Raw genomic sequence first — 26,986 nt, forward strand, 5'->3', positions numbered from 1 at the left:
ACGGGAAAAGCGCCGTGCCCCGCATCGGATGCGGGGCACGGCGCTGGGGGCCGGGTGGGTCAGGCGTACTGGGCGACGAGGCCGCGCGGGCGGATGTCGGTCCAGTTGGCGGTGATGTAGTCCAGGGCGTCGGCGCGGTTTCCGGTGCCCCAGACGCTGGTCCAGCCTGCCGGGATGTCCGCGAAGGCGGGCCAGAGGGAGTGCTGGCCCTCGTCGTTCACGACGACGTGGAAGGTGCCCTCGGCGTTGTCGAACGGGTTGACGGACTCGCTCATGACTGGCTCCTCGTTTCTTCCTTCTGAAGCGCGGAGAGTTTCTCCGCGACTATTCTTCCGATTCTTTCGAGAGGTTCCGGTTCGGCCATCTGGAGGTGGCCGCATTCGAGGGTGTGGTTGTCGACGACTCCCTCGGTGAAGGGAATCCAGGTGGCGGCGAGAGCGCCTTCCCGCTCCCCCGGCCTGCGGGCGGTGAAGAACAGCGTGTCGGTGTCGGCGACGCCCGGCACGTGCCGTGCCATGAGGGCGGCGTGCGTCTCGGAGGCGCGGAGCACCGCCCGGAGTTCGGCGTCGGAGAATCCGGCGAGGACGGGGTCCTCTCGGCGGATCTCCTCCAGGGCCGCGGCCAGGTCCTCGGCGTCCGCCGGGCCGGCCGCCGCCGTCCGCTCCTCGGGCGGGAGTACGGAGACGCTTCCGGGGCCGGTCTGGTGGACGTCCATCAGGGCGAGCAGCTCGACCCGTTCCCCGGCGTCGCGGAGCCGTACCGCCATCGTGTGGGCGACGAGGCCGCCGTAGGACCAGCCGAGCAGCCGGTACGGGCCCCAGGGCTGGATCTGCCGGATCTGCTCCAGGTAGTCGTCGGCCATCGCCTCGACGCTGCGGGGCCGGTGGTCGGGCTCGCTCAGCGCCCGGGCCTGCAGGGCGTACAGCGGCTGGTCGTCGCCGAGGTGGCGGGCGAGGCCGGCGTAGGCCCAGCCGACGCCGGTGCCGGGGTGGACGCAGAACAGCGGGCGGCGGCCGCCCCGGGTGCTGAGCGGGAGCAGGACGCCCAGGGCGGCGGCCGTGCCGTCGTCGTCGGGCGAGCCGAGCAGTCCGGCCGGGGTGGGCAGGCGGAACAGGTCACGGACGGTGCGCTCGACGCCGAGGACGCTGCGGACGCGGTTGACCAGGCGGACACCGAGGAGCGAATGACCGCCCAGGGCGAAGAAGTTGTCGTCGATGCCGACGCGGGGCACGTCGAGGATCTCGGCGAACAGCGCGCACAGCACCTCCTCGCGGGCGTTGCGGGGCTGCCGTCCGCCCTCGGCGGCGGCGGGGCGGTCCGGTGCGGGGAGCGCCGCGCGGTCGGGCTTGCCGTTGACGGTGAGCGGCAGGGCGTCGAGGACGACGACGGCGGAGGGCACGAGGTGCTCGGGGAGCGTGGCCCGCGCCTCGGCGAGCAGTTCGGCCTCGGTGACCACCGCGTCCGCGCGGGGGACGACGTAGCCGACGAGGCTCTTGTCGCCGGGCCGGTCCTCGCGGACCACCACGAGCGCCTGGCCGACCGAGGGATGCGCGGCCAGCGTCCGCTCGATCTCACCGGGTTCGATCCGTACGCCGCGGAGCTTGATCTGGCCGTCCGCCCGTCCGAGGAAGCGGAGTTCACCGGCGGGGGTCCACAGCACGCGGTCGCCCGTGCGGTACATGCGGCTGCCGTCGCGCTCGAAGGGGTCGGGGACGAACCGCTCGGCGGTCAGACCGGCCCGGCCGACGTATCCGCGGGCCACGTGCGCGCCGGCGATGTAGAGCTCGCCGGGGACGCCCGGCGGGACGGGGCGCAGCGCCTCGTCGAGGACGTGGCTGCGGGTGTTGTCCATCGGCCGGCCGAGGTGGAGGCCGGCGCCGCGCAGGGTGCGTTCGCCGGTGCCGAACCACTGGTTGTGGGAGGCGAAGGTGGTCTCGGTGGGGCCGTAGGAGTGGACGAGGACGGTGTCCGGGCAGTGGGTGAGGACCCGTTGGACGGCGGCCGGATTGGCGACGTCGCCGCCGGTCCACACCTCGCGGAGCCGGCGCAGGGTGTCCAGGCCCTCGTCGGCCATGACGTGGAAGAGGCCGACGGTGAAGTAGGCGGTGGTGACGCCGTGTTCGCGGACGGCGCGGGCGGTCTCGGCGAGGTCGGTGCCATCGCCGCGGGTGAGGACGAGGCTGCCGCCGTTGAGGAGCGGCACCCAGATCTCGAAGACGGAGGCGTCGAAGCCGGTCGCCGAGTGGACCAGCATCCGGCGCGGTCCGCCGGAGCGGACGTCGCGGTCGGCGGCGAGCTCCACCACGTTGCGGTGGGTGACACCGACGCCCTTCGGGCGGCCCGTCGACCCGGAGGTGAACATCACGTACATCAGGTCGTCCCCGGTGGCACCGGAGTCTGCTCCGACGGGCTCCCCGGCGTCGGGGGCGTCCACGAGCAGGACGGCCGGCCCGGCCCCGTCCGCGGCGACGACGGCGGTGGAGGCGGTGTCCGTGTCGGTCGTCAGCAGCCGGACTCCCGCGTCCTCCAGCATCAGGCGGAGCCTGGCCTCCGGAAGCCGCGGGTCCAGGGGGAGGTAGGCGGCGCCGCACTTGAGGACCGCGAGGGCCGTGACCACCAGGGGCACACCGCGTTCGAGGAGGACACCGACGGTGTCGCCGCGGCGCACCCCGGCGGTCCGGAGGCGGGCGGCCAGCGCGTCGGCGCGGGCGTCGAGTCCTCCGTAGCCGACGGTCTCCTCGTCGGTGATCAGCGCGGGCGCCTCGGGGGTGCGCGCGGCCCGGCGGGAGATGAGCTCGTGGATCGTCCCGGGGGCGGCGGGGACCACGGTGGCGGTGTCGTTGTACTCGCCGACCAGACGGAACCGGTCGGCGGCGGTGAACAGGTCGACGTCCCCGATCCGTACGCCGGGATCGGCCGCCGCGGTCCGCAGGGTCTGCTCCAGGTGGGCGGCGAGCAGTGCGGCGGTGGGGGCGTCGAACAGGTCCGTGGCGTACTCCAGGCCGCCGGCGAGGCCCGCCGGTCCTCCTTCCCCGTCCCGCCGCTCGTCCAGGGCGAAGGTCAGGTCGAACTTGGTGGAGACGGTGTCGAGGAGCGCCGGTCCGCCCTCCTGGAAGAGGCTCTTCGCGGCGGCGGCGCCGGGGACGTCGCTCGTGTAGTCGTGGTGGAGCTGGACGACGATCTGGGCCAGCGGGTGGTGGGCGGTGGTGCGGACCGGGTTGAGGTGCTCGACGACCCGGTCGAAGGGCAGCTCCTGGTGCCCGTACGCGGCGAGGTCGGTCCGCCTGACCCGCTCCAGGAGTTCGGTGAAGGTGGGGTCGCCGGAGGTGTCGGTGCGCAGCACCAGGGTGTTGACGAAGAAGCCGACCAGGTCGCCGAGGGTCTCGTCGTCGCGTCCGGCGGTCATGGTGGCGAGCGGCAGGTCGGTGCCCGCGCCGTGCCGGGTGAGGACGGCGGCCAGGGCGGCCTGGAGGACCATGAACAGGGTGGCGCCGCTGCGCCGTGCGAGGGCTTCGAGGGCCTGGTGGGTGGCGGCGTCGACGGCGACGGGGGCGCGTCCGCCGCGGTGGGTGGCTTCGGCGGGGCGCGGCCGGGCGGAGGGCAGTTCGAGCACGGCCGGTGCGCCGGCGAGGGTCTTCTCCCAGAAGTCCAGATGCGCCGCGGCGGCCGGGCCGTCGATCAGGTCGCGCTGCCAGAGGGTGTAGTCGGCGTACTGGACGGACAGCGGCGACCAGCTGGGGTCGCCGCCCTCGACGCGGGCGCGGTAGGCGGTGCCGAAGTCGGCGAGGAGGGGGCCGGTGGACCAGCCGTCGGCGGCGATGTGGTGGACGAGCAGGACCAGGACCTGGCCGCCGCCGCCGTCGGGGGTGACGAGGGTGGCGCGCAGGGGCGTCTCCTCGGCCAGGTCGAAGACGTGGCCCGCCGCTGCGGCGACGGCGGCCGGGAGCCGGTCGGCCGGGACGGACCGTACGTCGAGGGAGGGCCGGACGCGGGGCAGGATCTCCTGGTGGGGTTCGCCGTCGACGGTCCGGTAGCGGGTGCGCAGCACTTCGTGCCGGTCGGAGAGGTCGGTGAGGGCCTCGGCCAGCGCGCCGGCGTCGAGGGGTTCCGCCGGCCTGAGGACGAGGGGGATGTTGTAGGAGGCGCTGGGGCCTTCGAGGGTGTCGATGAACCAGAGCCGGCGCTGGGCGTACGACAGGGGGATGTGCCGGGGCCGGTCCGTGCGCGGGACGGGGCGGGGGCGCTCGGACGTCGGCGTGCCGTCCGCCTCCGGGTCGGTGGACCGGGCGGCGATGCGGCGGGCGAGGGCGTCGGGGGTGGGTGCGAGGAGCAGGTCGCGGACCTGGACGTCGGCGCCGAGGCGGGCGCGGATCCGGTTGGCGAGGCGTACTCCGCTCATGGAGTGGCCGCCGATGGTGAAGAAGCCCTCGTGGGGGCCGACCTCGTCGAGGCCGAGGACCTCGGCGAACAGCTCCCGCAGGGTGTCGGTGTGCGGGGCGGGCGGCTCCGCGGCGGTCCGCGCGGTCGCCTCGGCGGCGGTCTCGGCGGCACGCGCGGCGGTGCGGGCGCGGCGTTCGTCCAGGGCGTGGCGGGTGCCGGGATCGACGAGGGCGGTGTCCGGGACCCGGTCCCCGGGGTGCTCGGCGGCGGCGCGCAGGGCGCGCTCCAGGGCGGCGAGCAGGATCCGTACGGTGTCCTCGTCGAGGACGTCGCGCGCGTACTCCAGGCCGAGCCGCAGTCCCGCGGGGGCGCCGTCGGCGTCCCGGAGCTCCTCGAAGGCGGCCGTGAGGTCGAACTTGGTGGTGGCCGGCCCGTCGCCGGCGAAGCGGCCCTCGATGGCGCCGAGGCGGAAGGGGCCGCCGTCGGGGCCGGTGGTCCGCAGGGTGAGCATGACCTGGAAGAGCGGGTGGACACCGGGCGTGCGGGGCGGGTTGAGGTGCTCCACGAGAAGGTCGAAGGGCAGCCGCTGGTGGGCGAAGGCGGCGAGGTCGGTGTCCCGGACCCGGTGCAGGAGGTCGGTGAGGGCCGGGTCGCCGGAGGTGTCGGTGGGCAGCACGAGCGTGTTGACGAAGAAGCCGACCAGCTCGTCGAGGGCCTCGTCGTCGCGTCCGGCGACGGGGGTGCCGAGGAGGGTGCGCTCACCGGCGCCGTACGCCCGCAGGGCCAGCCCGAGAGCGGTCTGAAGCACCATGAGCAGGCTGGCGTCGTGCTCCTCGGCGAGGCGGACGAGCCGTGCGTGGACGCCCCGTTCGACGGTGGCGGTCACCAGGCCGCCGTCATGGGCGCGGACGGCGGGCCGGGGCCGGTCGAGGGGCAGGTCGGTCGCGGCCGGCAGGCCCTCCAGGGCCGCGCTCCAGTGGGCGAGGCCCCGGGCGACGGCGGATTCGGGGTCGTCGGCGTCGCCGAGGAGCTCGTTCTGCCAGAGCGTGTAGTCGGCGTACTGGACGGGCAGCGGCTCCCGGTCGGGGGCGCGGCCCGCGGCGCGCGCGGCGTAGGCGTGGGCGAGGTCGGTCATGAGCGGTTCGAGGGACCAGCCGTCGCCGGCGACGTGGTGGAGCAGCACGGCCAGGGTGGCGCCGGGTCCGTCCTCGGGGAGGAACAGGGCGACGCGCAGCGGGAGTTCGCGGGTCAGGTCGAAGGTCTCGGCGGTGAACCGGGCGACCCGCTCGGCGCGTTCCCGCTCGGGGCACTCGACGGTGCGCAACCGGACGGCGGCGGGGGCGAGGACGTGCTGGTAGGGCTCGTCGTCGGGGGCCAGGAACACGGTGCGGAGCACCTCGTGCCGTGCGGCGACGTCGGCCACCGCGGCGGCGAGGGCGGCCCGGTCGGGAGCCGTGTCCAGGTCGAGGACGATCGGCATGTTGTAGGCGGCGGACGGCCCGTCGAGCTGTCCGACCAGCCACAGCCGGCGCTGGGCGTGGGAGAGCGGGACGCGGTCCTCGGCGGGCAGGGGTTCCTCGTCGACGACGGGCAGGCGCGGGTCGGCCGTGCGCAGCGCCTTGCGGTTGATCTTCCCGGAGCTGGTACGGGGCAGGGCGACGACGATCGAGACGGCGGGCACGGCGGCGGCGGGCATGCGCGCGCGGACCCAGTCGCGCAGCTCCTCCGCGCCCGTGCCGCCCTCGGTCACCACGAAGGCGACGAGGCGCTTGACGCCGTCGCCGTCCTGCTGGGCGACGACGGAGGCCTCCCGGACCTTCGGGTGGCCGGCGAGGACGGAGTCGACGGCGGCCGGGTCGATGCGCTGGCCGCCGATCTTCACCTCGTCGTCGAGGCGGCCGTGGTACAGGATCTGCCGGTCCTCGCCGAGGGTGACGAGGTCGCCCGTGCGGTAGGCGCGCTCGCCGTCGAGCTCGGTGAAGCGGCGGGCGTTCAGTTCGGGCCGGTGGAGGTAGCCGCGGGTCAGGCCGCCGCCGAGCAGCCACAGTTCGCCGTCGACGACGGCGGCCCGGACGCCGGGCAGCGGCCGGCCGATGGGGATGGGCCCGTCGTCGTGGCGGCTGAGGTCGGCCATGGTGGCCACGACGGTGGTCTCGGTGGGGCCGTAGCCGTTGAGGAGCCGGACCCGCTCGCCGACGAGGCCGCGCCACTGGGCGACCCGCTCGGGCAGGGCGGCCTCCCCGTAGATCATCACGGTGCGCAGGCCGTCGGGGAGGCGGACGGAGCCGGTGGTGAGGACGTAGACGAGCTCGTGCCAGTAGGCGGCGGGCAGGTCGAGGTACGTGACGCCGTGCCGGGCACAGCCGGCGAGGAGTTCGGCCACGTCGAGCATGTCGTCGGTGCGCAGGACGAGGGTGCCGCCGGCGCCGAGGGTCGTGAAGATCTCCTGGATGCTGGCGTCGAAGTGCAGCGGGCTGAACTGGAGGACCGCGTCGTCGGGGCCGATGCCGTACGCGGGGGTCGCACCGGCGATGAAGTGGGCCAGGGAGTCATGGGCGACGACCACGCCGTTGGGGGTGCCGGTGGACCCGGAGGTGTAGATGACGTAGGCCGCGCCCTCTCCGGCGCCGGGGCCGCCGAGGACGAGCTCGCCGTGCCGGGCGACGTCGGCGGGGGCCGGTGCGAGGTCTCCGCAGGCGTCCTTGAGGATCGCCTCGTTGCGGGCGTCGGGGGCCTGGACGTCGAGGGGCAGGTACGCGGCGCCCGTGCTCAGGACGGCGAGGAGGCCGACGATCGCGTCGATGCCGCGGGGCCGGTGGAGGGCGACCAGCCGGCCGGGTCCCGCGCCCTGCGCGGTGAGCTCCCCGGCCCGGGCCCGTACGGCGGCGGCGAGCTCGGCGTAGGTGAGGCGGGCCTCGGCGTGGACCAGGGCGGGGGCGTCGGGGCGGGTACGCGTCTGGTGGGCGATCAGGTCGAGCACGGGCGGCGCGGGGGCGGGAGAGGGTCCGCCGTCGAGCAGGTCTTCCGTTCTGCTGGGGGGCATGCTGAGTTCCTCCGGTAAAGGGCCGAGAGACCGGGGCGGTTCCTCTCGCCTCCGTGCCCTTCACGCTAGGGGCGGCGCGGGGCCGGCCGGGGCAGTCGGCCCGGCAGCTGGAATCGGCAGAACCGGCTGCCGGGAGCTGCCGGTGCGGGCTCACTCGGCGCCGGGGGGGTGCCCGCTCCCCCGTGCGCCGGGCGGTGCCCACCGCCCGCGTGGGCCCGTGCCCCGGCCCGTGTGGTCCCGCGCCCCGCCCGTGTGGGCCCGCGCCGCGCCCCGTGTGGGCAATCGTCCCGCTGGGGCGGGACGGGTGGGCACACGGGACGGCACCTTCAGCGGCGCCTCCGCGTTCCGCGCCTGGACCCGCACCAACAGCGCGCCGCACAACGGGTGCGGGTTCACGGCTCGGGAGCCTCTGGCGCCGGCAAGGGCGCCGTTCCGTTGTGCCCACCCGTTCCGCCCTGGGGGCACCTCCCGGACGAAGTCTGGGGGAGGAACGCATGCCCACAACGGGGGTTCAGTTGGGGCGGCGGGATCCCGCTGATGTGCGGCGGCGGAGTGCCGGGGGCGCGGGCGGCGCCGCCGTAGGGGCCGGCGCGCCGGCCTCGGCGAGGCGGTGGGCGAGGGCCGCCGCCGTCGGGTTCCGGAAGACGTCCCGCAGCGTGAGGTCCTGGCCGAACTCGGCGCGGATCCGGTTGAGGAGCCTGACGGCGAGCAGGGAGTGTCCGCCCGACTTGAAGAAGTTGTCGTCCCGGCCGATGGGCCGGCCGCCGAGGACGTCCCGGAAGACGAGGAGGAGGCGTTCCTCCCGGCTGTCCGGACCCGGCGCCGCACCCGCACCCGCACCCGCTGTCTCCGCCTCGGGCCGGGCGTCGGCGTGTTCGCCGGACGCGGGCAGCCGGGGCACCGGGACGACGCGGGCGGGCGCGAGGTACTCGGGCAGCCGCTCGGCGGCCCAGCCGCGCAGGGCGGCCTCGTCGGCTCCGCCGGGCCGGCGGGTGACGTAGGCGTGCAGGCGGTCGTCGCGGACGGCGACGCTCGCTCCGGTGACGTCGGGGTGCCCGCCGAGCACGGCCTCGACGTGGCCGGGCTCCACCGGGTAACCGCCGACGGTGAACGCCGCCACGGGCCGCAGCCGCCCGTCGGCTTCGGCGTAGGCGCGGCGGCCGGTGGCGCGGAGGCCGCCACCGGGGGTCCGCTCGTGGACCTCGCCGGGCACCCGTACCGGCGCGGGGCGTCCCCGCTCGTCCAGGACGACCTCCCGCCCGGCGGGGGCGGCCGGCCCGTACGGCGTCGCCGAGAGCGCGGTGCCGGGGTCGGCGGCGAACGCGTCGAGGGTCTCGGCCAGACGCCGGGCGAGGAGAGCGGCCGTGTCCGCGTCGTAGAGCGCGGTGGCGTACTCCAGGGCGCCCCGCAGTCCTGCCGGCGCACCGTCGGCGTCGACCAGTTCGGTCAGCGCGAAGGTGAGGTCGGACTTGGCGCCCGCCGCGCCGAACGCGACCGGGTCGCCGTCCAGGACGGACGGGGAGCCGGTCCCGGTCGCCGCCGCGTGCACCTGGAGCATCACCTGGACGAGCGGGGCGTGCGCGGCGGAGCGGTGCGGGCTGAGGTGTTCGACGAGCCGGTCGAAGGGCAGGTCCTGGTGGCTGTACGCGGCGAGGTCGGTCCGCCGGACCCGCTCCAGGAGTTCGGTGAGGTCGGGGTCGCCGGAGGTGTCGGTGCGGAGGACGAGCGTGTTGACGAAGAAGCCGACGAGCGGGTGCAGGGCGTCGTCCGCGCGGCCGGCGACGGTGGTGCCGATCGCGAGGTCGGTGCCCGCGCCGTGCCGGGTGAGGAGGGCCGCGAGGGCGGCCTGCACGACCATGAAGAGGGTGGCGCCGCTGCCCCGGGCGCGGCGCAGCAGGGCCTGGTGGGTGGCCGCGCCGATCTCGAAGGGGGTGAGGGCACCGGCCCCGTCGCTCACGGCGGGGCGCGGGCGGTCGGTGGGCAGGGCGAGGAGCGGCGGGAGGCCGTCGAGGGCGTCGCGCCAGTGGGCGAGTTGTTCGCCGGCGACGCCGTGTGCGCCGTCGAGGAGGTCGTGCTGCCAGAGGGTGTAGTCGGTGTACTGGACGGGCAGCGGCTCCCAGGCGGGAGCCCGGCCGTCGGCCCGGGCGCGGTAGGCGGTGTCCAGGTCGGCGAGCAGGCAGCCCGTCGACCAGCCGTCGCCGGCGATGTGGTGGACGAGCAGGACCAGGACCTGGCCGCCGTCGCCGTCCGTCATCAGCCAGGCCCGGAAGGGGATCTCCGCGGCCAGGTCGAAGACGTACCCGGCGGCGGCGTCGACGGCGGTGCGCAGTTCGTCCGGCCCCTCGGCCCCGAGCTCCTGGAGGACGGGTGTCTCGCCGGTCAGCACCTGCTGGTAGGGCTCGCCGTCCTCCGTCCGGTACACGGTGCGCAGCACCTCGTGCCGGTCGGCGACGTCCTTCAGGGCGGCGGCCAGTACGGACGGCTCGACGGGTCGGTGCAGCCGGGTCACCACGGGGATGTTGTAGGTGGCGCTGGGGCCGTCGAGGCGGTTGAGGAACCAGAGCCGCAGCTGGGCGGCGGACAGGGGGACGCGGGCGGGGCGCAGCGCGTCGGGGACGGGCAGCAGCGGGGGGCGGGCGGGTCCGTCGCCCCGCGCGCCGAGGCGGCGGAGGAGCTGCCGGGGCGTGGGGGCGAGGAAGACGTCGCGGATCGCGGCCTGGAGCCCCAGCGTCCCCCGGATGCGGTTGGTCAGTTTGCCGGCGAGCAGGGAGTGCCCGCCGAGCTTGAAGAAGTTGTCGCCGGGCAGCACGTCGTCCCGGTCGAGGACCTCCGCGAACAGGCCACGCAGGATCTCCTCGCGCGGGTCCGTCACGGAGCGGGCCGCTGTGCGCCGGCCGTCCCCGGCGGTGGCGCGTGTCCGCTCGGCGAGGGCGACCGCGAGGGCGTCGTGGCGGCGGTCGAGCCCGCGGCGCTCCTCGTCGGTGAGGAGGTCGATCCCGCTGAGCGTAGTGTCGTCGGCCCGCTCGGCGAAGGCCGTCAGGGCGCGCCGGAACAGGGTGAGCAGGAGGCGCGCGGTGTCCTCGTCGTACAGGTCCGTCGCGTACTGCAGCCCGAGCAGCACGCCCCCGGGCTCGCCGCCGGTGTCGTGCGTCTCGACGCAGTTGAAGGAGAGGTCGAACTTGGCTCCGGCGAGGTCGGCCCCGTCCGTCACGCCGGTGATGCCGCCGAGGCGGACAGCGGTGTCCTGCGCGGTCTGCGCGCTGACCATCACCTGGAAGAAGGGGTGTCTGCCGAGGGACCGTTCGGGGTTGAGGTCCTCGACCAGGAGGTCGAACGGCAGGTCGTCGTGGGCGAGGGCCGCCAGGTCCCCGTCCCGCACGCGTCGCACCAGTTCGGCGAGGGTGGGGTCGCCGGACAGGTCGGTCCGCAGGGCCAGGGTGTTCACGAAGAAGCCGACGAGCTCGTGCAGGTCCTCCTCGGGCCGGCCCGCCACCGCCGTGCCCACGACCACGTCCTCACCCGCGCCCGCCGCCCGCAGGGCGAGGGACAGCGCGGCCCGGACGACCATGAAGAACGTGACCCGGCGGCTGCGGGCGACACCGGCGAGTGCCGTGTGGGCCGCCGCGTCCAGCTCGGCGGTCACCACCGCTCCCCGGTGGCTGGGTTCCGTGAGGCGCGGCCGGTCGGCGGGCAGCCGGGTCTCGGCGGGGATTCCGTCCAGGGCCTTGCGCCAGTAGGCCAACTGGTCTTCTCGGATGCCGTGTTCGCCGTCGAGGAGTTCGCGCTGCCAGAGGGCGTAGTCGGCGTACTGGACGGGCAGCGGCTCCCAGGCGGGAGTCCGGCCCTCGGCGCGGGCGCGGTAGGCGCGGTCGAGGTCGGCGAGCAGGGAGCCCACCGACCAGCCGTCCGTCGCGATGTGGTGCACGGACAGGACGAGGACGGCCGTGCCGTCGGCGACCGTGAACAGCCGTATCCGCAGCGGCGGTTCGTCCGTGACGTCCAGCGGGATCCTGGCGAAGGCGGTCGCCCGCGCCCGCGCGTCCTCACGGGCGGCGCAGTTCTCGACCTCGACCCGTACCTCCGGAGCGTCGAGGACACGCTGGTACGGTTCCCCGTTCCGTACCGGATAGACCGTCCGCAGCACTTCGTGACGGTGCATCACATCCCGTACGGCCGCCTTCAGGACGGCCGCGTCGGGCTGCGTGTCGAGGTGGAGCACCATGGGCGCGTTGTATGCCGCGGAGGAGCCTTCGAGCCGGTTGAGGAACCACAGCCGGCGCTGGGCGTACGAGAGGGGGACGGGGTCGGGGCGGTGCTCGTCCGGCACGGGCAGCAGGGCCGGGCGGCGGGTGCTGTCGCCCCGCGCGCCGAGGCGGCGGAGGAGCTGCCGGGGGGTCGGGGCGAGGAACACGTCACGGATCGCGGCCTGCAGCCCCAGGGCTCCGCGGATGCGGTTGGTCAGCTTGCCGGCGAGCAGCGAGTGGCCGCCGAGCTTGAAGAAGTTGTCGCCGGAGCGGATGCCTTCGCGGTCCAGGATCTCCGCGAAGAGGCCGGTCAGGATCTCCTCCCGGGGGTCCGTGACGGAGCGGGACGCGGTCCGCTCGCTCTCCTGTGCCTCTTTCCGGAGGGTGGTGCGGGTCCGTGCCGCCTCGGCGAGGGCCCGGTGGCGGCGTTCGAGTGCGTCGCGCTCGCCGTCCGCGAGGAGGACGACACGGCTGAGGGGGGTGCTGTCCCGCTCCTCGGCGAGGGCCGTCAGCGCGCGCAGGAAGAGGGAGAGCAGGAGGCGCGCGGTGTCCTCGTCGTACAGGTCCGTCGCGTACTGCAGCCCGAGGAGCACCCCGCCGGGCTCGCCGCCGGCGTCGAGCGTCTCCTGGCAGTGGAAGCCGAGGTCGAACTTGGCGGTGGCCAGGTCGGCGTCGTCGAGCTCGGCGGGGACGGGCCCGAGCCGGACGGTCTCGTCCTCCTGCCGGGTCTGCGTGCTCAGCATGACCTGGAAGAACGGGTGACGGCCGAAGGAGCGTTCGGGGTTGAGGTCCTCGACCAGGAGGTCGAAGGGCAGGTCCTCGTGCGCGAACGCGACCAGGTCCGCTTCGCGGACGCGGTCCACGAGCGCGCCGAGGCCGGGGTCCCCCGAGAGGTCCGTGCGCAGGGCCAGGGTGTTCACGAAGAACCCGACGAGCTCGTGCAGGTCCTCCTCGGGCCGGCCCGCGACCGGGGTGCCGACGACCACGTCGTCGCCCGCGCCCGCCGCCCGGAGGGCGAGGGACAGGGCGGCGCGGGCCACCATGAAGAACGTGCCGCGCCGGGCGCGCGCGACGGCGGTCAGGGCCCGGTGGGTCCCCGCGTCGAGCTCCGCCGAGACCACCGCGCCCCGGTGGCTGGGCTCCGTGGGCCGGGGCCGGTCGGCCGGCAGCCGCGTCTCGGCCGGGATGCCGTCCAGGGCCTTCCGCCAGTGGGTGAGCTGCTCGTGCGCGGTGCTGTCGGGGTCCTCGGGGTCTCCGAGCATGTCCCGCTGCCACAGGGCGTAGTCCGCGTACTGGACGGGCAGCGGCTCCCAGCCGGGGGCGCGGCCCTCGGAGCGGGCGCGGTAGGCGGCGTCGAGGTCGGCGAGGAGGCAGCCCACCGACCAGCCGTCCGTGGCGATGTGGTGCACGAGGAGCACCAGGACGGCCGTGCCGTCCGCCACCTCGAACAGCCGGGCCCGGAGGGGCAGTTCGACCGTCACGTCCAGGGGGAGCCGGGCGAACTCCGTGGCCCGGGCCCGCACGTCCTCGCCCGGGGCGCACCGCTCCACCTCGAAGGGCACGTCGGCGTCGTCGAGGATCCGCTGGTACGGCTCCTCGTCCCGGGCCGGGTAGACGGTGCGGAGCACCTCATGACGCTCCACCACGTCCCGTACCGCCGCTTCGAGCACCGCCGGGTCGGGCATCGATCCCAGCCGGAGCACCACGGGCGCGTTGTAGGCCGGGGACGAACCCTCCAGCCGGTTCAGGAACCACAGCCGGCGCTGGGCGTAGGACAGGGGGATCACGGTTGCTGCTCCTCGTGAGTGGCGGGGGCGGGCGGGTGAGGCGGCGACGACGGGGGGTGCGGTCAGGCATCCCGTGCGGCCAGCAGCTCCTCGATGTGGGCCGCGAGGTCACGCAGCCTCGGGTGGGCGTACACGGCCTTGACGGGGAGGGCCACGGACAGCTCGGCCCGCACGCGGGAGACGAGCTTGATGGCGAGCAGGGAGTGGCCGCCGAGCTTGAAGAAGTTGTCGTCCGGACCGATCGACGCGGCGCCCAGGACCTGCGTCCAGACGCGGGCGATCAGCTCCTCGGCGCGGCCGTTCAGACCGTCGGTGCCGTTGCCGTCGGCCGCCCGGTGCTCCTCCTCCGCCGGGGTGTCGACGCGGGTGGGCAGCGCGGACCGGTCGAGCTTGCCGCTGGGCGTCGTGGGGAACCGGTCGACCGCGACGTACGCGCTCGGGACCATGTAGGCGGGCAGGCTGTCGGAGAGCGCGGTGCGCAGGGCGGTGGCGTCCCCGCCGCGGTGGTAGGCGATCAGGGACGCGGTGCCGCCCGCGTCCTCGCCGAGGATCACCGCCGCCTCGGCGACGCCCTCCACGCGGGTGAGGGCGGCCTCGATCTCGGGGAGTTCGATGCGGTGGCCGCGCAGCTTGACCTGGCCGTCGGCGCGGCCGAGGTAGACGAGCCGGCCGTCGGGCAGCAGCCGGCAGCGGTCTCCGGTGCGGTACATGCGCCCGCCGGAGGCGCCGGCGATGTCGGCGACGAAGCGCTCCGCCGTCAGGCCCGGGCGGCGCCGGTAGCCGCGGCCCACGCGCGGGCCCGCGAGGTACAGCTCGCCGGACTCCCCCGGCCCGACCGGCGCGAGCCTCTCGTCGAGCAGGCGCATCCGCAGCCCCGGCAGGACGGCGCCGATGTGCGGCTCGCCGGGCCCGTCGATCCAGCCGGCGGTGGCGTCGACGGTGCACTCGGTCGGCCCGTACACGTTGAGCGCGCGCAGGAGGCCGGACCGGTGGGCGGCGGCCAGCCGGTCCCACAGCGCCGGGCTGATGGCCTCGCCGCCGACGAGGAGGGTCAGCGGGCGCGGTCCGCCGTCCCGGGTGAGCAGGTCGAGGAGCGGGTCGGCGTGCGAGGGGGTGATGTCCAGGTCGGTGAGGGCCTGCTCGTCGATGAAGGCGGCGAGCAGCGACGGGTCGCGGCGGGTCTCCTCGTCGATCATCACGAGGGTGTCGCCCCGGCAGAGCCGGGTCCACTGCTGCACGGAGGCGTCGAAGGACGGGGAGGCGTTCCAGCCGACGCGGGCTCCCTCGCCGGTGGCGGCGCCCGCCTCCTCCAGTTCCCGGAGCAGCAGGGAGGCGGCGGCGCGGCCGATCTCCACGCCCTTGGGGCGGCCGGTGGAGCCGGAGGTGTAGATGACGTAGGCGAGGGTGTCCCCGGTGACCGGGACGGGCGTGTACGGGGACGGGGCCGGGTCACCGATCGGGGTGGCCGTCAGTTCGGCGGCCGTCACGGCGCGGACGCCGGAGACCGGGGAGCCCTCCGTGCCGTCCGTGACGACCAGGTGCGCGCCGGAGTCCTCGACGAGGTGGCGGCGGCGGTCGGCGGGCAGCGCCGGGTCGACCGGCAGGTAGGCGGCGCCGGCGGTGAGCGTGCCGATGATCGCGGTGACCAGGGCGGCGCCCCGGGGCAGGCAGAGCGCCACGACGCTCTCCGGGCCGACGCCGAGGGCATCCAGCCGGGCGGCGACGACGGCGGCCTCGGCGCGCAGCTCGTCGAAGGTGAGGCGGCGGTCGCCGGCGACGACGGCGGCGCGGCCGCCGGGTGCCGAGGCGAGCCGGGCGAGGAGGTCGGCCGCGCCGGTGCCGGCGGCGGCGCAGGTGCCGCAGGCGCAGGCGTCCGTGCGCACGTGGGCCGGGGTGGTGGGCGCCGGAGCGGCGGTGGAGCGCTCGGGGAGGACGGCGGTCATGGCGGGGCTCACCTTCCGTACAGGGTGGTGGAGGGGGTGGTGGTCGGGGAGCAGTCGGAGAGCCGGACCGGCTCGCCCATGGCGACGACGATCTTGCGGTCCCCGGTGTACGACTCCCGGCCGTGCGCGCAGAGGATGTTGTCGACGAGCATCAGGTCGCCCGCCTGCCAGCTCTCCCGCACCGTGACCGCCTGGTACACCTCGTTGATCGCGTCGACCTCGGCGTCGGTGAGGGCGGTGCCGTCGCCCAGGCGCGTGTCGAAGGGCAGGCCGTCCTCGCCGAACGTGTCGGTGAGGACCTCGCGGACGTCCTCGTCGAGGCTGCGGGCGTTCCAGAAGGCGAAGTGGTTGAACCAGGAGCGCTCGCCGGTCACCGGGTGCGTGATGATCGCGGAGCGCCGCTGGCGGGTGCGCAGGGTGTCCTCGTCGAGCCACTCGTAGCCGATCGCGTGGGCGTCGCAGTACTCCTCCGCGCCCGCGGGCTCCTCCGACGAGAAGGCCTTGCGCCAGGGCATGCCGGCCAGGTCGGAGTAGTTGCGCACCAGCAGCCAGCCGGCCTCGGCGAACCGGGCGACCAGGTCCTGCGGCAGCAGGGCGAGGGCCTTGCGCATGTCGCCGACGGTGGTGGCGCCGCCGGTCTCGGGGGCGGTGACGCAGCCGAAGAGCAGCACGCCGGGGAAGTCCAGGGTGTAGCTGTTCTCGTTGTGCAGGCGGATGGCCTGGGCGGCGGGCAGGTCGGTGGAGGAGAACACCCCTTCGCCGAAGTCGCTGCGGGGGGTGGCCTTCTCCTTGTAGCCGGCCCGCTGGGCGATCAGCGCGTCACGCGCCTCGGCGAACGTCTCCGTGTCCGTCACCGGAAGCCCGCGGAGCATCACCGCGCCGGAGCGGTGCAGTTCGGCCTGGATGGCGGGGAGCTGGGCGGACAGCCAGGCGGTGGCCTCCGCCATGGTGTCGAAGGCGGGGGTGTGGACGAGGGCCGGCTTGCCGGGCTCCCGCACGACGGTGATGCCGGCGGTGGCCGGGCTCTGGGCGTACGTGGTCATGATGGGTTCCTCGTGATCCCTAGGAGGGGCTTGGGTCGGCGGGCGATCAGGCGTTGCTGGGGGCGGAGGCGTGCAGGGCCTCCAGGACCGGGTTCAGCCGGGCGAAGAAGCCGGGCAGGTCCTGCTGGAAGTAGAAGTGGTCGCCGGTCAGCACCTCGGGCACGACCGGGTGTCCGGCCACCAGCGACCAGCCGTCGAGCATGTCGACCGGGACGATCGGGTCGGCGTCCCCGCCGAACACCGCGACCGGGCAGTCGAGCCGTACGGCCGGGGCGGTGCACCGGTAGGCGTCGTCGATGGCGAAGTCGGCGCGGATGGAGGGCAGGACGATCTCGCGGAGCTCCTCGTCGTCGAGGATGCCGTCGTCGGTGCCGCCGCGCTCCTTGATGGCCGCGACCAGGTCGTCGTCGTCGAGGCGCTCCGGGTGCACCGGGCACTGGTTGGGCAGCACCGGCGCCCGGCAGGCGGAGGCGACGAGGCCCTGCGGGGTGCGGCCGACGGCCTGCAGGGCGCGGGTCACCTCGAAGGCGACCAGGGAGCCCATGCTGTGCCCGAGCACCACCAGGGCACCGGTGTCCGCGGGGAGGGCGTCGACCACGGGCAGCGCCAGGTCGTCGACGGACTCGGGCAGGTCCTCGCTGAAGCGGGCGCCTCGGCCGGGGTACTGGCCGATGAGCAGCCGTACATCGGCCGGGAGGTGCTCGCGCCACGCGCTGTACGCGTGCGCGTTGCCTCCGGCGTGCGGCAGCACGAGCAGCGACAGGCGGTGCGGCAGGTCGCCGGGCAGGTCCCAGACGACGTCCTCGGGGGCGGGGGTCGGGAAGGTGCTCATGAGCTGATCCGTTCTGTCGCGGTCGCGGTCGTGGTCTGGCTGGTGCGGCGGCGGAGGGCGGGACGGGCCTTCTTCGCCGGCGCGGTCTTCAGGGAGGCGATGTGCTCGGCGAGCCGGGCGGGGGTGGGGTGCTGGAAGACGTCGCGGATGGTGAGGCGGACGTCGAGGGCACCGGCGATGTGGTTGGTGAGGCGGGCGCCCAGGAGGGAGTGGCCGCCGTGGTGGAAGAAGTCGTCGTCGATGGTGAGGTCGGCGGTGGTGTCGAGGGTGCGGGCGAAGAGCGAGAGGAGCGTCTCCTCCAGCGGCGTGCGCGGGGCACGGCCGGCGGAGGCGACGGGGCCGGGCTCGGGCAGGGCGCGCTTGTCGACCTTCCCGTTGGGGGTCAGAGGCAGCCGCTCAAGGACCATGAGGTGCGCGGGGACCAGGTGCTCCGGGAGCCGCTCCGCCACGTGCCGGCGGATCTCCTGGGGGTGCGTGTCCCCGTCGGAGACGACGTAGGCGGCGAGCTGTTCGTGGTGGACGGTGACGACGGCCTGGGTGACGTCGGGGTGCGTCAGGAGCGCGGCCTCGGTCTCACCGGGTTCGACGCGGAAGCCGCGGATCTTGATCTGGTCGTCCGCCCGCCCGTCGTAGTGGAGACGGCCGTGACGGTCGAAGTGGGCGAGGTCGCCGGTCCGGTAGAGACGGCTGCCCACGGGGCCGAGGGGGTCCGGTACGAAGCGGGTGGCGGTCAGATCGGGCCGGCCCAGGTATCCGTGGGCGAGGCCCTCACCGGCCAGGTACAGCTCACCGGTCACGCCCGGCGCGCACAGCTTCAGGTGGGCGTCCAGGACGTAGGCGGCCTTGTTCACCAGCGGCGCACCCACCGGGATCAGCGCCTGCGGCTCGTCACCCGCCTCGATGGGATGCGTCGTGGTGAATCCCATGGACTCGGCCGGTCCGTAGCCGTTGGCGACCCTGATGCCCGGCTTGAGCTGCTGGAGCTTGTGCACGTGCGCCGGAGAGGCCGCCTCGCCGCCGGTGAAGGCGACGGTGACCGTCTCGAAGGCCTGCGGGTGCTCGTCGACCAGGTAGTTGAACAAGCTCGCCGACAGCTGGAGCATCGTCACCCCGTGCCGACGGGACAACTCCTCGATCAGCACCGGCTCCGGCCGCTGCCCCGGCTGCAACACCGTCGCACCACCGTGCAGCAGCGCACCCCAGAACTCCAGGCTGAACGCGTCCCACGACACCGGCGAGCACTGCAGGAACACCTCACCCGCACCGAACAAACCGTACGACTGACCACTCACCGTCGACACCAGATTCCGGTGCGAGGACAGAATCGCCTTCGGCCGACCCGTCGAACCCGACGTGAACATCAAGCAGGCGGAGTCGTCCGAGCCGAGTGGCAGGCCGAGGTTTCCGGGGTTGCGGGTGAGCAGTTCGCCCGGGGCCTCGGTGTGTGTCTGCCACGGTCCCGTGACCCGCCCGGCGAGGGCCGGTGCGGTGACGAGGTGGGTGATGCCGGCGTCCGCCGCCGCGGCGCGGAGCCGCTCGTCGGGGAAGTCCGGGTCGAGGAGCGTGTACGCCGCCCCGGACTTGACCACGGCTATCACCGCCGCCGCGAACTCCACCCCGCGCTCCAGCAGCACACCCGCCATGTCGCCACGGCCCAGCCCGTGCGCCCGCAGGTGGTGGGCCCACCGGTTGGCCATGGCGTTGAGCTCCGCGTACGGCACCTCGCGGTCACCGTCGATCAGGGCCGTCGCCTCCGGACGGCGGGCCGCCTGCTCCTCGAACCGCTCGACGAGGGACGCGTCGCCCGTCTCGGCGACGGTCCCCGCCCACGGACCGGTCAGGAGCTCACGCTCCGCGCCCGACAGCACCTCCAGGGACGAGAGCGGCAGACCGGGGTCGTCGAGCACCTGGGACAGCACCTGCCCGAGGACCGACGCCATGCGCCGTACCGACTCCTCGTCGAAGAGCTCGGACGCGAAGAGGATCGCGCCGTGCAGGCGCCGGCCGTCGTCGGAGCGGAGCAGGAACTCGAGGTCGAACTTGGCCGCCCCGTTCCCCAGGCCGGAGATCTCGGCGGTGCGGACTCCGGGCAGGCGCAGCTCCGGGACGCCGCCCACTTCGAGGCCGAGGCAGATCTGGAAGAGGGGGTGACGAGCGAGGCTCCGGGTGGGGTTGACCGCTTCGAGGACAAGGTCGAAAGGGGCCTCCTGATGGGCGAAGGCGTCCAGGTCCGCCGTACGCACCCGCCGCAGCAGGTCACGGAAGCTCGGGTCACCCGCACTGCTCGTCCGCAGCACCAGCGTGTTCACGAAGAACCCGACCAGATCCTGCAACGACCGCTCACCACGACCCGCCACCGGCGTACCGATCGCCAGATCCGACCCCGCACCCAGCCTGGTCAGCGCCGCGACCAGGGCCGCGTGCACCACCATGAACGGCGTGCACCCTTCCGAACGGGCGAGGACCGCGAGCCGATCGAACAGGTCGGCACCGAGATCGAGTTCGACCTGACCGCCCTGGTGCGAGGCCCTGGCCGGCCTCGGGCGGTCCAGATTCAGACCGTGCTGCTCCGGCAGACCCTCCAACGCGCCACGCCAGTAGGTCACCTCCCGGCCCAGCACACTCCCGGGGTCGTCCGCCGAGCCCAACACCCGCCGCTGCCACGCCGCGTAATCCGCGTACTGCACGGCCAAGGGTTCAAGAACCCGGCCCTCGGCCCCCGCGACCCGGGCCTCGTAGGCCTTCTGCAGATCCGCGAAGAACACACCGTTCGACAGACCGTCCGTCGCGATGTGATGCACCACCAGCGACAGCACCACCGAACCGTCACCCAGCTCGAACACCACCGCCCGCAGGGGAAGATCGACCGCCAGATCGAAGACACGAGCGGCGAGCCGCGCCAGCTCCGCGGCCAGATCGGAGGCGGCGATGCTCCGGCGTTCCACCGAGACGCGCGCACGCTCCGGAGGCAGGACCCGCTGGCGCGGCTCCCCGTCCACCGACGCGAACACCGTCCGCAGCGGAGCATGCCGCTCCACCACGTCGCTCAGCGCGGACTCCAGCGCCTGGACGTCCAGCCCGCCCTCGCACCGCACCACCATCGGCACGTTGTAGGCCGCGCTGTCCGCCTCCAGTTGAGCCAGCAGCCACAACCGCCGCTGGGCGAACGACGCCGGAACCAGTTCCCCGGCCCCCTCCCCCGCGACCAGCGGCGGGAGCGCCTCCCCCTCGCCCCGGCCGGCGACGAGCTCGGCGAGGCCCGCCACCGTCGGACGACCGAACACGTCCCGGATCGTCAACCGTGCGCCCAGCGCCTCGGCGATGTGATTCGTCAGGCGCGCCGCGCGGAGCGAATGGCCGCCGTGGTGGAAGAAGTCGTCGTCGATGGTGAGGTCGGCGGTGGTGTCGAGGGTGCGGGCGAAGAGCGAGAGGAGCGTCTCCTCCAGCGGCGTGCGCGGGGCACGGCCGAGGGAGGCGACGGGGCCGGGCTCGGGCAGGGCGCGCTTGTCGACCTTCCCGTTGGGGGTCAGAGGCAGCCGCTCCAGCAGGATGACGTGGGTGGGAACGAGGTGCTCGGGCAGCCGGTCGGCCACGTGCCGGCGGATCTCGTCGGGCTGCGTGCCCTCGTCGGCGACGATGTACGCGGCGAGTTGTTCGTGGTGGACGGTGACGACGGCCTGGGTGACGGCCGGATGGTTGAGGAGGGCGGCCTCGGTCTCACCCGGCTCGACGCGGAAGCCGCGGATCTTGATCTGGTCGTCCGCCCGCCCGTCGTAGTGCAGCTGACCGTACTGGTCGAAGTGGGCCAGGTCTCCCGTCCGGTACAGCCGGTCACCGGCCGCCGCGAAGGGATGCGGTACGAAGCGGGTGGCGGTCAGATCGGGCCGGCCCAGGTATCCGTGGGCGAGGCCCTCACCGGCCAGGTACAGCTCACCGGTCACGCCCGGCGCGCACAGCTTCAGGTGGGCGTCCAGGACGTAGGCGGCCTTGTTCACCAGCGGCGCACCCACCGGGATCAGCGCCTGCGGCTCGTCGCCGGGCTCGACGGTGTAGGTGGTCGTGAATCCCATGGACTCGGCCGGTCCGTAGCCGTTGGCGACCCTGATGCCCGGCTTGAGCTGCTGGAGCTTGTGCACGTGCGCCGGGGAAGCCGCCTCGCCGCCGGTGAAGGCGACGGTGACCGTGTCGAAGGCCTGCGGGTGCTCGTCGACCAGGTAGTTGAACAAGCTCGCCGACAGCTGGAGCATCGTCACCCCGTGCCGACGGGACAACTCCTCGATCAGTATCGGCTCCGGCCGCTGCCCCGGCTGCGACACCGTCGCACCACCGTGCAGCAGCGCACCCCAGAACTCCAGGCTGAACGCGTCCCACGACACCGGCGAGCACTGCAGGAACACCTCACCCGCACCGAACAAACCGTACGACTGACCACTCACCGTCGACACCAGATTCCGGTGCGAGGACAGAATCGCCTTCGGCCGACCCGTCGAACCCGACGTGAACATCAGGCAGGCCACGTCATCAGCGCTCAGGTCCGTGCCGACGTTCTCCCCGCTGAGTTCCGCCAGCTGCTCGGGGGAGCAGGAGGCCGTGTCCCAGGGTCCGTCGAGGCGTGCGGCGAGGCGGGGTTCGCTCACCAGGACGCTGATGCCGGCGTCGGTCGCCGCCGAGCGGAGCCGCTCGTCCGGGAAGTCCGGGTCGAGGAGCGTGTAACCCGCCCCCGCCTTGACGACCCCGATCACCGCCGCCGCGAAGTCGACCCCGCGCGACCACAGCACGCCCGCCATGTCGCCGCGGCCGAGGCCGCGGGACCGCAGGTGGCGGGCCCAGCGGTTGGCGGCGGCGTTGAGCTCGGCGTAGGTGACCTCGCCCGCCTCGTCGACGAGCGCGACCCCGTCGGGGAACCGTGCCACCTGCTCCTCGAACCGCTCCACGAGCGTCGTGTCCACCGCGTCGGCGGCCGGCCCGGCCCACCGGCCCGTCAGCAGCTCGCGCTCCGCCGCCGACAGCACCTCCAGTTCGGACAGGCGCAGACCGGGCTCGTCGAGGATCTGGACCAGTACGCCGCCGAGGACTGTCGCCATCCGCCGTACCGTGGCCTCGTCGAACAGCTCCGCCGCGAAGAGCACGGTCGCCCGCAGCTCCTTCTCGTCGTCGGAGCGGAGGAAGAACTCCAGGTCGAACTTGGCGGATCCGCTGGCGAACTTCTCGACCGGGCCGGTCCCGAGTCCGCTCAGTTCGAAGGCGGGGCCTCCGTCGGACTCCAGGCCGAGGCTGATCTGGAAGAGGGGGTGACGAGCGAGGCTCCGGGTGGGGTTGACCGCTTCGAGGACGAGATCGAAGGGGGCCTCCTGATGGGCGAAGGCGTCCAGATCCGCCGTACGCACCCGCCGCAGCAGGTCACGGAAGCTCGGGTCACCCGCACTGCTCGTCCGCAGCACCAGCGTGTTCACGAAGAACCCGACCAGATCCTGCAACGACCGCTCACCACGACCCGCCACCGGCGTACCGATCGCCAGATCCGACCCCGCACCCAGCCTGGTCAGCGCCGCGACCAGGGCCGCGTGCACCACCATGAACGGCGTGCACCCTTCCGCCCTCGCGAACGCGGTCACCCGCTCGAAGAGGTCCTCGCCGAAGCCGACCTCGACCTGACCGCCCTGGTGCGAGGCCCTGGCCGGCCTCGGGCGGTCCAGATTCAGACCGTGCTCCTCCGGCAGACCCTTCAGTGCCCCGCGCCAGAAGTCCACCTCCCGGCCCAGCACGCTTCCGGAGTCGTCCGCCGAGCCCAACACCCGCCGCTGCCACGCCGCATAGTCCGCGTACTGCACGGCCAGAGGGTCGAGGACACGTCCCTCGACGCCCGCGACCCGGGCCTCGTAGGCCTTCTGCAGATCCGCGAAGAACACACCGTTCGACAGACCGTCCGTCGCGATGTGATGCACCACCAGCGACAACACCATCGAACCGTCACCCAGCTCGAACACCACCGCCCGCAGCGGAAGATCCCCGGTCAGGTCGAAGACACGTCCTGCCGCCGCTGCCAACTCCTGCTCCAGCGCGTGGTCTTCGATCCGGAGCCAGTCCACGGAGACGCGCGCACGCTCCGGAGGAAGGATCCGCTGGCGTGGCTCCCCGTCCACCGACTCGAACACCGTCCGCAGCGGAGCATGCCGCTCCACCACGTCGCTCAGCGCGGACTCCAGCGCCGCACGGTCCGGGGCGCCCGCCAGGCGTATCGCCATCGGTACGTTGTAGGCCGCGCTGTCCCGCTCCAACTCCGCGAGCAGCCACAGCCTCCGCTGGGCGAACGACGCCGGCGCGGTGTCTCCGGCCCCCTCCCCCGCGACCAGCGGCGGGACGGCGGCCCGTGCGCCGCCCTGCTCCGCGAGCAGCTCGGCGAGGCCCGCCACCGTCGGACGGCCGAACACGTCACGGATCGTCAGCCGGATGCCGAACGCGTCGGCGATGTGGTTCGTCAGCCGCGCCGCGAGCAGGGAATGGCCGCCGAGGGCGAAGAAACTGTCGTCGACGCCGACGGGGCCGGCCGTGTCCAGGGTCCGGCCGAACAGCGCGGCCAGGATCTCCTCGGTCTCGTCGCGCGGTGCCCGGTGCGTGCCCACGGGGGCCGTCGGTGCCGGGAGCGCCCGCTTGTCGATCTTGCCGTTGGGGGTGACGGGCAGGCGGTCGAGTACGGTCAGGTAGGTGGGGACGAGGTGTTCCGGCAGCAGGTCGGCGACGTGCCGGCGGATCTCGTCGGGGTCCGCTGCGGCGTCCGCACCGCCGTCCGCGTCGACGTCCGTGACGACGACGTAGGCGGCCAGCCTCTTCTCGTGGACGGTGACGACGGCCTGGGTGACCCGAGGGTGGGTCAGGAGCGCGGCCTCGGTCTCACCGGGCTCGATGCGGAAGCCACGGATCTTGATCTGGTCGTCCGCCCTGCCCTCGTAGAGGAGGCGTCCGTCCCGGTCGAAGCGGGCCAGGTCCCCCGTCCGGTAGAGCCTGCCGCCCGCCGGGCCGAAGGGATCCGGTACGAAGCGGGTGGCGGTCAGGTCCGGCCGGCCCAGGTACCCGTGGGCGAGGCCCTCGCCCGCCACGTACAGCTCGCCCGTCACGCCGGGCGGGCACAGGTTCAGCCGGGCGTCCAGGACGTAGGCCGGCTTGTTGACCAGGGGGGTGCCGATCGGGATCACCGCGTGCGGCTCGTCCCCGGCCTCGATGGTGTGGGTGGTCGCGTAGATCATGACCTCGGCGGGTCCGTAGCCGTTGAGGACGGCGATGCCGGGCCTGAGCCGCTGGAGCTTGTGGACGTGGGCCGGGGAGGCCGCCTCGCCCACCGTGAAGGCGGTGGTGACGGTGTCGAAGGCCTCGGGGTGTTCGTCCGTGAGGTAGTTGAAGAGGGTGGCGGACAGCAGGAGCGTCGTGACGCGGTGCCGGCGCGCCAGTTCGGTCACGAGGGCCGGCTCGGGCTTCTGGCCCGGCTGGAGGACCGCCGTGCCGCCGTGCAGGAGGGCACCCCAGAACTCCAGGCTGAACGCGTCCCAGGACACCGGCGAGCACTGGAGGTAGACCTGGTCCGGGCCTGCGGGGAGGTAGGGCTGGCCGATCAGGGTCGCCACCAGGTTGCGGTGGGAGGACAGGATGGCCTTGGGCCGGCCGGTCGAGCCCGAGGTGAACATGAGGCAGGCGGGGTCGTCGGGGCCGAGCGGAAGGCCGAGGTTGCCGGGGTGGCGGGTCAGGAGCTCGCCGGGGGCCTCGGTGTGGGTGGCCCAGGGGCCCTCGACGCGCTCGGCGAGCACCGGGCGGGTGACGAGGTGGCTGATGCCGGCGTCGGTGGCCGCCGAGCGCAGCCGGTCGTCGGGGAAGTCCGGGTCGAGGAGCACATGGGCGGCGCCGGTCTTCAGGACGGCGAGCAGGGCGGTGGCGAAGCGGGTGCCGCGCTCGAAGAGGACGCCGGCCATGTCGCCTCGCCCGAGACCGCGGGACCGCAGGTGGCGGGCCCAGCGGTTGGCGGCGGCGTTGAGCTCGGCGTAGGTGACCTCGCCCGCCTCGTCGACGAGGGCGACCCCGTCGGGGAACCGTGCCACCTGCTCCTCGAACCGCTCGACGAGCGTGGTCTCCACCGTGTCGGCCACGGGCCCGGCCCACCGGCCCGTGAGGAGCTCGCGCTCCGCCGCCGACAGCACGTCGAGCTCGGCGACGCCGCGTTCGGTGGGCCGCTCGCCGGCGAGGGCGGTGGTGAGGAAGGCGGCGAACCGGTCCTGGTGGCCGGCGACGGCCGTCACGTCGACTCCTTCGACCGGGGTGTCGAAGTCGATGCGCAGGCCGTTCGCCGCGCCCAGGTCGAGAACGGCGACGCTGAGGTCGTCGACCGGGCCGTTGCTCACGTTGTGGTTGACCGTCGGGTGGCCGCACACGGTGAGCTCCGCGTGGAAGCCCATGATGTTGAGGACGGGTGTGGCCAGTCTGCGGGCGCCGTCGATGAGGCCGGCGTCGCGGCACAGGTCCTCGTACCGGGTCATCTGGTGGCGCAGGCCGTGCTTGACCTCGGCTCCCACGGAGCGGACGAGTGCGCCGAGCGAGTCCTCGGGGCGGACCCGGAGCCTCAGCGGGACCACGTTCGACGACATGCCCGGGGTGCTGCGCGCCCGTCGGGACGTCCTGCCGGTCACGGGCAGGGCGATCATCAGCTCCGTCTGTCCGGTGACGCGGTGCAGGTAGGCCGCGAACAGCGCCACGAGGAGGACGGACCAGGAGGCGCGCTCACCGCGTGCGACGGTACGGAGGCGGTCGGCGTCCGCCGGGGACACCCGTACGCTCCGCCGGGCGAAGGGCAGGCCGCCTTGCGCGGCCCGCAGCCGTCCGGTGCCCCGGACGAGCCCCGCGGGGGCGTCGGGCGCGCCGGCGAGGTGCTCCCGCCAGGCGGCGCGCTCGGCGGCGGCCTCCTCGGACTCCCGGTACTCCGCGTCCTCGGCCAGCAGTTCGGCGAGGCTCCCGAAGGGGGAGGGCCCCCAGGGGTCTCCGGCGACGGCCCGCTCGTACAGCTCGATCAGGCGCGACAGTGCCATGGAGACGCCCACGCCGTCGACGACCAGGTGGTGGAAGCCGTAGAAGTAGAAGTACCGCTCCTCGCCGAGTCTGATCAGCGCGCAGCGGACCGGCGGCCGGGAGGTGAGGTCGAACGGGGCGGTGATCAGCGCGTCGATCAGCCGCCAGGCCTCGCCCTCGGGGTCGTCCGCGGCGCTCACGTCGGTGAAGGGCAGGCTGCGCGTGCCGGCGTCGGCGTCGACGACCTGCCACACCTGCTCGCCGTCGTCCTCGAAGCGGCTGATGCGGAGGAAGTCGGCCTCCTCGACGAGCCGGCGCCAGGCGGCCGCCATCAGCCCCGCGTCCACGGGGCCGTTGATCTCGCGGCACTCGGCGACGTTGTACTTCACGCCGGTGGGGTCGAGGGCGTGTGCCGTCCAGATGTCACGCTGGGCCACCGAGAGCGGCAACCGGACGGCAGCCGGAGCGGGTGCGACGGGCGTGTCGAACGGCATGAGGGGCTCCTGTGGAAGTCACGACAGAGGAGGGAGAGGGAGGACGCGGGTGGGGCGGTCGCGGCCGGGGCAGTCGCCATACAACCCGTGGGCCGGTGCCGTGAGCGGCAGTTGGTCCGGCGGTACGGCAGCGGTTCCGCGGCGGGGCGGCAGTCGGGCGGCAGCGGTTCCG

7 protein-coding genes are annotated in these 26,986 nt (G+C 74.1%); all 7 read right to left on the reverse strand.

What is annotated here, in order from left to right:
- Positions 1 to 59: 59 nt before the first annotated feature.
- The 7 genes from IE237_RS09810 to IE237_RS09840 all read right to left on the reverse strand — a co-directional run bounded on the left by IE237_RS09810 (position 60) and on the right by IE237_RS09840 (position 26,814).
- Positions 60 to 275, reverse strand: a complete 216-nt coding sequence (locus tag IE237_RS09810) for an MbtH family protein (RefSeq protein WP_189801402.1) — start codon at positions 273 to 275, stop codon at positions 60 to 62.
- Positions 272 to 7,423: a non-ribosomal peptide synthetase gene (locus tag IE237_RS09815; protein ID WP_189801403.1), complete on the reverse strand. Its 7,152-nt coding sequence runs from the start codon at positions 7,421 to 7,423 to the stop codon at positions 272 to 274. The genes IE237_RS09810 and IE237_RS09815 overlap by 4 nt, the downstream gene beginning before the upstream one ends.
- 511 nt (positions 7,424 to 7,934) lie before the next feature.
- Complete coding sequence (locus IE237_RS09820; RefSeq protein WP_189801404.1) at positions 7,935 to 13,454, reverse strand: condensation domain-containing protein; 5,520 nt, start codon at positions 13,452 to 13,454, stop codon at positions 7,935 to 7,937.
- 62 nt (positions 13,455 to 13,516) lie between these two features.
- Positions 13,517 to 15,397, reverse strand: a complete 1,881-nt coding sequence (locus tag IE237_RS09825) for a non-ribosomal peptide synthetase (protein WP_189801405.1) — start codon at positions 15,395 to 15,397, stop codon at positions 13,517 to 13,519.
- Positions 15,398 to 15,405: 8 nt separating this feature from the next.
- Positions 15,406 to 16,440 (reverse strand): TauD/TfdA family dioxygenase, encoded by a 1,035-nt coding sequence (locus tag IE237_RS09830; RefSeq protein ID WP_189801406.1) that lies wholly within the window; start codon positions 16,438 to 16,440, stop codon positions 15,406 to 15,408.
- 46 nt (positions 16,441 to 16,486) lie between these two features.
- Positions 16,487 to 17,272 (reverse strand): thioesterase II family protein, encoded by a 786-nt coding sequence (locus tag IE237_RS09835; protein WP_189801407.1) that lies wholly within the window; start codon positions 17,270 to 17,272, stop codon positions 16,487 to 16,489.
- A complete protein-coding gene (locus IE237_RS09840) occupies positions 17,269 to 26,814 on the reverse strand; it encodes a non-ribosomal peptide synthetase (RefSeq protein ID WP_189801408.1) in 9,546 nt (3,181 codons plus the stop codon). Before IE237_RS09840 ends, IE237_RS09835 begins: the two co-directional genes overlap by 4 nt.
- Between the last annotated feature and the right edge of the window lie 172 nt (positions 26,815 to 26,986).

It is taken from the genome of Streptomyces tanashiensis (assembly GCF_014648895.1).
GTDB classification, from domain to species: Bacteria; Actinomycetota; Actinomycetes; order Streptomycetales; family Streptomycetaceae; genus Streptomyces; species Streptomyces tanashiensis.

Coding starts and splice junctions, on each gene's coding strand:
- IE237_RS09810 (WP_189801402.1), bottom strand. CDS start 275: ATGAGCGAGTCCGTCAACCCGTTCGACAACGCCGAGGGCACCTTCCAC.
- IE237_RS09815 (WP_189801403.1), bottom strand. CDS start 7,423: ATGCCCCCCAGCAGAACGGAAGACCTGCTCGACGGCGGACCCTCTCCC.
- IE237_RS09825 (WP_189801405.1), bottom strand. CDS start 15,397: ATGACCGCCGTCCTCCCCGAGCGCTCCACCGCCGCTCCGGCGCCCACC.
- IE237_RS09830 (WP_189801406.1), bottom strand. CDS start 16,440: ATGACCACGTACGCCCAGAGCCCGGCCACCGCCGGCATCACCGTCGTG.
- IE237_RS09835 (WP_189801407.1), bottom strand. CDS start 17,272: ATGAGCACCTTCCCGACCCCCGCCCCCGAGGACGTCGTCTGGGACCTG.
- IE237_RS09840 (WP_189801408.1), bottom strand. CDS start 26,814: ATGCCGTTCGACACGCCCGTCGCACCCGCTCCGGCTGCCGTCCGGTTG.